The 8,053-nt window shown below is 65.2% G+C and carries 8 protein-coding genes; 3 read left to right on the top strand and 5 right to left on the bottom strand.

Annotated elements, in window-relative coordinates:
- From A3764_RS03520 to A3764_RS03510, 3 genes are all read left to right on the top strand, one after another.
- Positions 1-932, top strand: a 932-nt coding sequence (locus A3764_RS03520) for an RluA family pseudouridine synthase (protein WP_067951186.1), incomplete at its 5' end; no start/stop codon positions are given.
- A 173-nt stretch (positions 933-1,105) separates the two neighbouring features.
- The gene (gene rpoH, locus A3764_RS03515) at positions 1,106-2,002 is read left to right on the top strand and encodes an RNA polymerase sigma factor RpoH (RefSeq protein WP_067926728.1); all 897 of its coding nucleotides are present in this window, start codon (positions 1,106-1,108) and stop codon (positions 2,000-2,002) included.
- Positions 2,003-2,138: 136 nt separating this feature from the next.
- Positions 2,139-2,408 (top strand): DksA/TraR family C4-type zinc finger protein, encoded by a 270-nt coding sequence (locus A3764_RS03510; RefSeq protein ID WP_067926723.1) that lies wholly within the window; start codon positions 2,139-2,141, stop codon positions 2,406-2,408.
- On the opposite strand, the gene A3764_RS03505 is transcribed toward A3764_RS03510, so the two are convergent.
- From A3764_RS03505 to A3764_RS03485, 5 genes are all read right to left on the bottom strand, one after another.
- Positions 2,409-2,663, bottom strand: a complete 255-nt coding sequence (locus A3764_RS03505) for a hypothetical protein (RefSeq protein WP_067926719.1) — start codon at positions 2,661-2,663, stop codon at positions 2,409-2,411. It lies immediately after the preceding gene.
- 6 nt (positions 2,664-2,669) lie between these two features.
- A complete protein-coding gene (locus tag A3764_RS03500) occupies positions 2,670-4,490 on the bottom strand; it encodes a M3 family oligoendopeptidase (protein WP_067926715.1) in 1,821 nt (606 codons plus the stop codon).
- Between the two features lie 72 nt (positions 4,491-4,562).
- Positions 4,563-6,161: an ATP-dependent DNA ligase gene (locus tag A3764_RS03495; RefSeq protein WP_067926712.1), complete on the bottom strand. Its 1,599-nt coding sequence runs from the start codon at positions 6,159-6,161 to the stop codon at positions 4,563-4,565.
- Positions 6,158-7,171 carry a ligase-associated DNA damage response exonuclease gene (locus tag A3764_RS03490; RefSeq protein WP_067926762.1) on the bottom strand — a complete coding sequence of 338 codons (1,014 nt, stop codon included), beginning with the start codon at positions 7,169-7,171 and terminating at the stop codon, positions 6,158-6,160. Before A3764_RS03490 ends, A3764_RS03495 begins: the two co-directional genes overlap by 4 nt.
- 164 nt (positions 7,172-7,335) lie before the next feature.
- The coding region (locus A3764_RS03485; protein WP_150122063.1) for an alpha/beta fold hydrolase at positions 7,336-8,053 on the bottom strand (718 nt) is incomplete at its 5' end.

The raw sequence follows: 8,053 nt of genomic DNA, 5'->3' as shown, positions 1-8,053 counted from the left end.
GTACACGGCTCATGCGCCTGATTGAGGAAGGTGCCGTGCGAATCGCCGGCGCGGTGGTGCGCGACCCCCGCGCGACGGTATCCGCCGGCGATCTGGTGGAGATCGATGTGGAGGAGGCGGAGGAGAGCCATATCGCGCCCGAGGCCATCGCGCTGGATGTCGTCTACGAGGATGAGGAGCTTATCGTCGTGGACAAGCCCGCGGGCATGGTCGTGCATCCCGCGCCGGGCTCGCCATCCGGCACGCTGGTGAACGCGCTGCTGGCCCATTGCGGCGACAGCCTGTCCGGGGTGGGCGGGCGCAAGCGGCCCGGTATCGTACACCGGATTGACAAGGATACCTCCGGCCTGCTGGTCGTGGCCAAGACGGATGCCGCGCATCAGGGCCTCGCCGCGCAGTTCGAGCGGCACAGCGTGGAGCGGTATTACCAGACGCTGGTGCACGGCGTGCCCGATGGCAACGATCCTCGGCTGCGCGGGGTGCGGGGCGCCTCGTTCGAGCCGGGCAACATCCTGAAGCTGACCACCCAGCTCGCGCGGCACAAGACGGACCGGCAGCGCCAGGCGGTGCTGTTTCAGGGCGGGCGCCATGCCGTGACCCGGGCGCGCTGCATCGAACGGTTCGGCACGCCCCCGGTGCTGGCGCTGATGGAATGCTGGCTGGAAACGGGCCGCACGCATCAGATCCGCGTGCATCTTGCCCATGCGGGCCACGGGTTGGTGGGTGATCCGGTCTACGGGGGGCGGCGCAAGCTGCCCAAGGCGGCACTTCCCGAGGTCGCCGCGACCGCGGTGCAGAGCTTTCCCCGGCAGGCGCTGCATGCGGCGGTGCTGGGCTTCGTCCACCCGCTGACGGGGCAGGACATGCGGTTCGAGGCCCCATTGCCCCCCGACATGCAGGAGCTGCTCGACAAGGTGCGTCTGGCGGCCTGATCTCGCCCTGATCCTGCCGTCACAACCTATGCGTGCCGCGCATGGCCGGTCTGAGAACGGTACCGTGATGGAACCCATGCCCCCTTTGACCACTTGAATCCATGCAAGCCACTGACCATATGAAATGTTAAGACCGTAAACATACGGGCACCCAAAGATGGGAAAGGGACACGATGGCAAATTATGGAAATCTCCCCGCACCGACTCCGGAAGGTGGATTAAACCGCTACATGCAGGAAATCCGCAAGTTTCCCCTGCTGGAACCGGAAGAAGAATACATGCTGGCCAAGCGCTGGGTCGAAGAACAGGACCCCGAAGCGGCCCACAAGATGGTCACCTCGCACCTGCGGCTCGCGGCCAAGATCGCCATGGGATACCGTGGTTACGGCCTGCCGCAGTCCGAGGTGATCTCCGAAGCGAACGTGGGCCTGATGCAGGCCGTCAAGCGGTTCGACCCCGAAAAGGGCTTCCGCCTCGCAACCTATGCGATGTGGTGGATCCGGGCGTCCATTCAGGAATATGTGCTGCGCTCGTGGTCGCTGGTAAAACTGGGCACGACCTCCGGCCAGAAGAAGCTGTTCTTCAACCTGCGCAAGGCCAAGAACAAGATCGGCGCGCTGGAAGAGGGCGACCTGCATCCTGACAACGTCAAGCGGATCGCGACCGATCTGGGCGTGACCGAGGAAGAGGTGGTTTCGATGAACCGCCGGATGTCCGGCGGCGATGCCTCGCTCAACGCGACCGTGGGCTCCGAAGGTGAGGGGACCATGCAATGGCAGGACTGGCTGGAGGACGAGGACGCCGATCAGGCCACCGACTATGCAGAGCGGGATGAATTGGAGACCCGCCGCGAGATGCTGGCCGAGGCGCTCGACGTGCTCAATGATCGGGAGAAGGACATCCTGACCCAACGCCGCCTGTCCGATGAGACCGTGACGCTCGAGGATCTTTCCACCCAGTATGACGTGAGCCGCGAACGCATCCGCCAGATCGAGGTGCGGGCCTTCGAGAAGCTGCAAAAGCGGATGCGCGAACTGGCGAAGGAAAAGGGCATGTTGCCCGCCTCCTGATCGCGCATCGCGCTGATATGCAGACCATGACCCCGCCCCCCCCCGGCGGGGTCCTTTCGTTTCGGGTCTGCTCTTGGTGAACCCGGGGTGACGTACGGGGGGATCGCACCTACATTCAAGGCAGGAGGATATGACGATGGCTGGTGGTTGGACGAGAGACGGCGCGGTTTCGGAACAGATCGAAGCCTCTATCAATGACGAATTGGCACGGCTGAAGGCGCGCAAGGCGCCCGTGGGCTCCAGCGCCACCCATTGCGCCGAATGCGAGGAGCCGATTCCGCAGGCGCGGCGCGAGGCGCTGCCGGGGGTCAAGCTGTGCATCGACTGCGTGCGCGAACGCGACAGCAGGCCGCAGACCCGCGGCGGGATCAACCGGCGTGGATCGAAAGACAGTCAGCTGAAATAATCAGCCCCGGCGGCGCTTGTTCCACCGCGCGCGGATCGGGCGCATGCCCATGGCGGCCACGGCGAAACCCACCGGGATCATCCAGAAGCCAAGGATCGGCAGGAAGCCGAGCAGCCCCAGTAGCATCAACAGGATGCCCAGTGGCAGCCTCAGCCATTCGGGCACGGTCTTGCGCACCCACGCCAAAAACCGGCGCAGGCGCTGTTTGAGCGTTCTGTGTCTCAGAGGTGCGATCGGATGATCAGCGGTGGCCATCGCGGGTCAGTCTTCCATTGCTTCCAGCTCGTCGATCATACCGGAGATCATCGACAGCCCCTTGTCCCAGAAGGCGGGGTCGCTGGCATCCAGCCCGAACGGAGCGAGCAGTTCCTTGTGATGCTTGGAGCCACCGGCTTTCAGCATGTCGAAATACTTCTCTTCGAAGCCTTCCTTGCCCTCTTCGTAGACGGCGTAGAGCGCGTTCACCAAGCCGTCACCGAAGGCATAGGCATAGACGTAGAAGGGCGAATGGACGAAGTGCGGGATATAGGCCCAGAAGGTTTCATAGCCTTCCATGAAGTCAAAGGCCGGGCCGAGGCTTTCGGCCTGCACGGACATCCAGAGCGCGTTGATGTCATCGGGGGTAAGCTCTCCGCCGCGCCGCGCCTCGTGCAGCTTGCATTCGAAGTCGTAGAAGGCGATCTGACGCACGACCGTGTTGATCATGTCCTCGACCTTGCCGGCCAGCAGCACCTTGCGCTCCGCGTCGGATTTGGCGTTTTCCAACATCTTGCGGAAGGTCAGCATCTCTCCGAAGACCGATGCCGTCTCGGCGAGGGTCAGCGGGGTGGAGGACAGCATTTCGCCCTGATCGGCGGCCAGAACCTGATGGACACCGTGGCCCAGTTCATGCGCCAGCGTCATCACGTCCCGCGGTTTGCCGAGGTAGTTCAGCATAACGTAGGGATGCACATCCGTCACCGTCGGATGCGCGAAGGCCCCCGGCGCCTTGCCGGGTTTCACGCCCGCGTCGATCCAGCCGTCGCTGAAGAAGGGCGCCGCCAGTTCGCCCATCCGGGGATCGAACGCCTCATAGGCGTCCATCACCATCTCTTTGGCGCGGTTCCAGTCGACGATGCGCGGGTCTTCCATCGGCAGCGGTGCGTTCCGGTCCCAGACCTGCATGCGGTCCAGCCCCAGCCATTTGCGCTTCAGCTCGTAATAGCGATGGCTGAGCTTGGGGTAGGCTTCCACGACTGCGTTGCGCAGCGCCTCGACCACCTCGGGCTCTACCTGATTGCTCAGATGCCGCCCGGTCTGCGGGGTGGGCATGCCGCGCCAGCGGTCGATGACCTCCTTTTCCTTAGCCTGCGTGTTATGGACGCGGGCAAAGGTGCGGATATTCTCGGAAAAGACACGCGCCAACTCGCGCGCGGCGGCTTCGCGCTTGGCACGGTCCGGGTCCGTCAGCAGGTTGAGCACGCCTTCGATATTGAGGTCTTCGCCCTCCACCTCGAATTGAAGCCCGGCGATGGTTTCGTCGAACAGACGTTCCCAGGCATCGCCGACGACGCCCAGATCATGCAGGAAACGCTCCATCTCGTCCGACAGCTGATAGGGCTTCATCGCGCGGATCCGGTCGAACACGGGCTTGTAGCGCGCCAGATCGGGGTTGCGGGACATCAGCTTTTCAAGGTGATCGTCCGCCAGCCGGTTCAGTTCGAGGCTGAAGAAAACCAGCGGCGTGGTGAAGTTGGTGATCTTTTCCTGCATGTCGGACATGAACTTCGTCCGCCCGCCATCCGTCGTCAGCTGGTAGTAGCGCAGCCCGGCGAAGGACATGATCCGCCCGGCAATGTTGTTGATCTTTTCGTTGCGCAGCACGCATTCGAGCAGCCCGTCCGCATCAAGCTCGGCCAGTTTGCCTTCGTAGTCGCTTGCGAAGGAGGCGCAGGCTTCTTCGAGCCAATCGAGATCGCGTTTCAGTTCCGGCGCGTCCTCGCCCCGGTAGAGGTCATCGAGGTTCCATTCCGGCAGATCGCCGAGGTTCTTGCCCCCGGAGGTGGCATTGGCGTCGGAGACGGGGAAGGGCAGTTGCAGCATTGTATCGGACCTCATTTCTTTCGGTACAGGTAGGATGGGCAGGCGCCGGGAACAACCGGCAAGCGGCGGGGATCAGCCGTATATCCGCAACATTTCCTTCAGATCATCCAGCGTGTTCGCTTCCTGCAGGGGTTTGTCGTGCCGCCAGCGGGCCATCCGCGGAAACCGCAGCGCCACGCCGGACTTGTGGCGGGGGCTGGCCTGGATGCCCTCAAAGGCGATTTCGAAGACATGATGCGGCTTCACCTTGCGCACCGGGCCATAGCGTTCTTCGGTGTTCTTGCGGACCCAGGCGGTGATCTTGCGGAATTCCGCGTCCGTCAGGCCGGAATAGGCCTTGGTGAAGGGCACCAGATCGTTGCCGTTCCAGACAGCAAAGGTGAAATCCGTGAACAGGTTCGCCCGCCGCCCGGAGCCTGACTGCGCATAGATCATCACCGCGTCGATGGTCAGCGGATCGAGCTTCCACTTCCACCAGTCGCCCTTCTTGCGCCCGGCAAGGTAGGGGCTGTCCGCCCGTTTCAGCATCAGCCCCTCGGCCTGCGCCGCCCGCGCGGTCAGCCGCAGATCGGCCAGCGCCGACCAGTCGTCAAAGGCATGTTGCGGCGACAGCCGCACCGCCGCCTCGGGCGGCAGGTCGGCGCAGGCGACCTCAAGCAGCGCGCGGCGCTCGGCAAAGGGGCGGTCGCGGATGTCCTGCCCCTGCCATTCCAGAAGGTCATAGGCATGCAGCACCACGGGGGCGTCCTTCAGCAGCTTCTTGGGCACCGTCTTGCGCCCGATCCGCGCCTGAAGCGCATTGAAGGAGGAGGGCGCGTCGGACCCCGGTATCCAGACCAGCAATTCGCCGTCCAGCACCGTGCCGGGGGGCAGGTGGTCGATGGCGCGGGCGAGTTCGGGGAACCGGTCGGTCATCAGTTCCTCACCCCGGGACCAGACGAAATAATCGCCGTCGCGCAGGATCAGCTGGCCGCGGATACCGTCCCATTTCCATTCCGCGCGCCAATCCGTCGGATCGCCCAGCGTTTCGGGTTCGGCCTCCAGCGCATAGGCGAGGTAGAAAGGATAGGGCCGCGACGCGTCGGCGGAGGCGTCCTCCGCCTCGATCAGCGCGTGCCAGTTCACCTCGTCCGGGTGCCAGTTGCCCATGAGCCGATGCGCCAGCTCCGCCTCCGGCTTGCCCGTCGCCTGCGCCAGCGCCCGGGTCATCAGCTTTTGGCTGACGCCCACGCGAAACCCGCCGGTGATCAGCTTGTTGAACAGGAACCGTTCGGTCCCGCCAAGGACGCGCCAGCAGTCCAGCACGAAGGCCTTGCGCTCCGCCTCTTCCATGTCGCGCAACTGGCGCAGCGCCCCGATCCAGTGCGACAGCGGGCGGTCGTCCTGTGTGGGATTGGGCGGCAGGACGAGCGAGATCGTTTCCGCCAGATCGCCCACGATGGCGTAGCTCTCCTCGAAGAGCCAAAGCGGCACATCGGCGGCCTCCGAGGCCCATTCGCGCAGCCGCGTCGTGGTCACCGCGCGCTTGGGCCGGCGCCCGGAAAAAAGCGCCACGGTCCAGAGCTTGTCGGCCTCCGGCGCGTCAGAGAAATAATCGGCCAGCGCCGCGACCTTGACGGTGGTCTTGGTGCTCTGGTCGATGGCGGCGAAGAGTTTGGCAAAGCGCTTCACGCCACATCCCCCGTATCGAGGCTTTCGCCTTCGAACTGGGTCGGCACCACTTCGGCGTTCCAGCCTTCGTCGTTCAGGTATCGCGTGAAGATATCCGTGTAACCGTGCGTGACATATATGTTTTCCGCACCCGTTTCGGTAATCGCCCAGAGCAGCCCGCGCCAATCCGCATGGTCCGAGATCACGAACCCCCGGTCGCCCGCGCGCCGCCTGCGCACCCCGCGCAGTGCCATCCAGCCGGAAGCGAAGGCGCTTTCCTGCGGCCCGAACCGGCGCGCCCACTGGCTGCCGAGCGCCGAGGGCGGCGACAGCACCAGTGCGCGCGTATGCTCCTTGGGCACCAGTTCCGGGGTCACCAACGTGGTATCCGGCAGGGCAATGCCCTGACCGCGCAGCACCTCGTTGGTGTTCTCCACCGCCGCGTGGGTCAGGATCGGCCCGATCCCCGGGTCCAGCATGGAGAGCAACCGCTGCGCCTTGCCCAGCGAATAGGCTCCGAGGAACGCCGTCTTGCCTGCCGCGGCGCAGCCTCGCCACCAATCGTTGATCTCGGCCGCGACGTCGGCTTGCGGGCGCCAGCGAAAGACCGGCAGGCCAAAGGTGCTTTCGGTGATGAAATGATGACAGCGCACCGGCTCGAACGGGGTCGACAGACCGTCGTCCACGACCTTGTAATCGCCCGAGGCGACGAAGACCTCGCCCGCCACCTCCACCCTGATCTGGGCGGAGCCGGGAACATGGCCCGCCGGGTGGAACGACACATTGGCCCCGCCGATCCGCCGGGTCTGGCCATAGCCGATCCCTTCGAGCGCCACATCGCCGAGCCGATGGCGCATGACCGGCAGCGCCTCATGCGTGGCGAGATAGCGGCCCATGCCGTCGCGGGCATGGTCGGCATGGCCATGGGTGATCAGCGCCCGGTCCACCGGCAGCCAGGGGTCGATGTGGAAATCGCCTGCGGGGCAATAGATGCCCCTGTCGGTAAATTGCAGTACGGGATCGCGCGTCATGGCGCTGATGTAGGTGCCGCGCCGGGTTTGCACAGGCCCCCGGTCACATCCCGGCGCACGCGCACCCCCTTCTTCCAAATGGTTCAAAACTCCCGCCGGAGGCATTGCACCACGCCCCCGCGGGGACGACCGCTGGCGGGGAAGCACCGCCTCACCCCATTTGCTCACCCCTTGCGGGCGGTGCCCAGAAACAGGTCGCGAATGCCGTCGAAGATCGGTTGCCGCAGCGCCTCGACCTCCATCAGCACCTCGTGTTCCGCGCCCTCGACCATGCGCAACTCGCCCCCGGTCCAGCGCGCCATGCGCTTGTGGATGCGGTTCTTGTCGACGATGCGCTCATTGGTGCCGAGCCACGTGATACAGGGCAGCCCGGGGGCGGCGCGCCGGGTGAGGTCGGCGGTTTCCGCCAGCGCCTCGCGCAGCCAGACGAAGCTGGGCCCGCCCAGCGACAGCTCGGGATGCGCGCGGATCTGGTCGCGCATCATCTCGTACATCGCGGGGTCGGTCGTCAGCATGTTGTCTTCGAAAGGTTCGGCCAGCACATAGGCCTCGGCGTAGGAGCCGGGGGGCATCAGCCCGCCGCGCCCGATGCGCGGCATGATGCGTGTCATCGCCCCGGCCACCAGCCGCATGTGCGGCGCAATGTGAATGCCCCACATGGGCGCGCTGAAGGCCGCGGCCTGCACCGGCAGCCCTTCCATCACGGCGCGCAACCCGATGGCGCCCCCCATGGAATGGGCCAGCAGGAACCACGGGCGCGGCAGGTCGAGCGCCCGCGCGGCCTGCAGCACGGCGGCCACGTCCTTCTGGTAGTCCGCGAAAAGATCGACTGGCCATCCATCGTGTCCGGGATCTCGTCGTGCGCCAGCGCACCCAGGTCGT

It is taken from the genome of Sulfitobacter sp. HI0129 (genome assembly GCF_001635395.1).
Taxonomy (GTDB): Bacteria; Pseudomonadota; Alphaproteobacteria; order Rhodobacterales; family Rhodobacteraceae; genus Sulfitobacter.
This window is presented reverse-complemented; position numbering and strand designations above follow the sequence as displayed.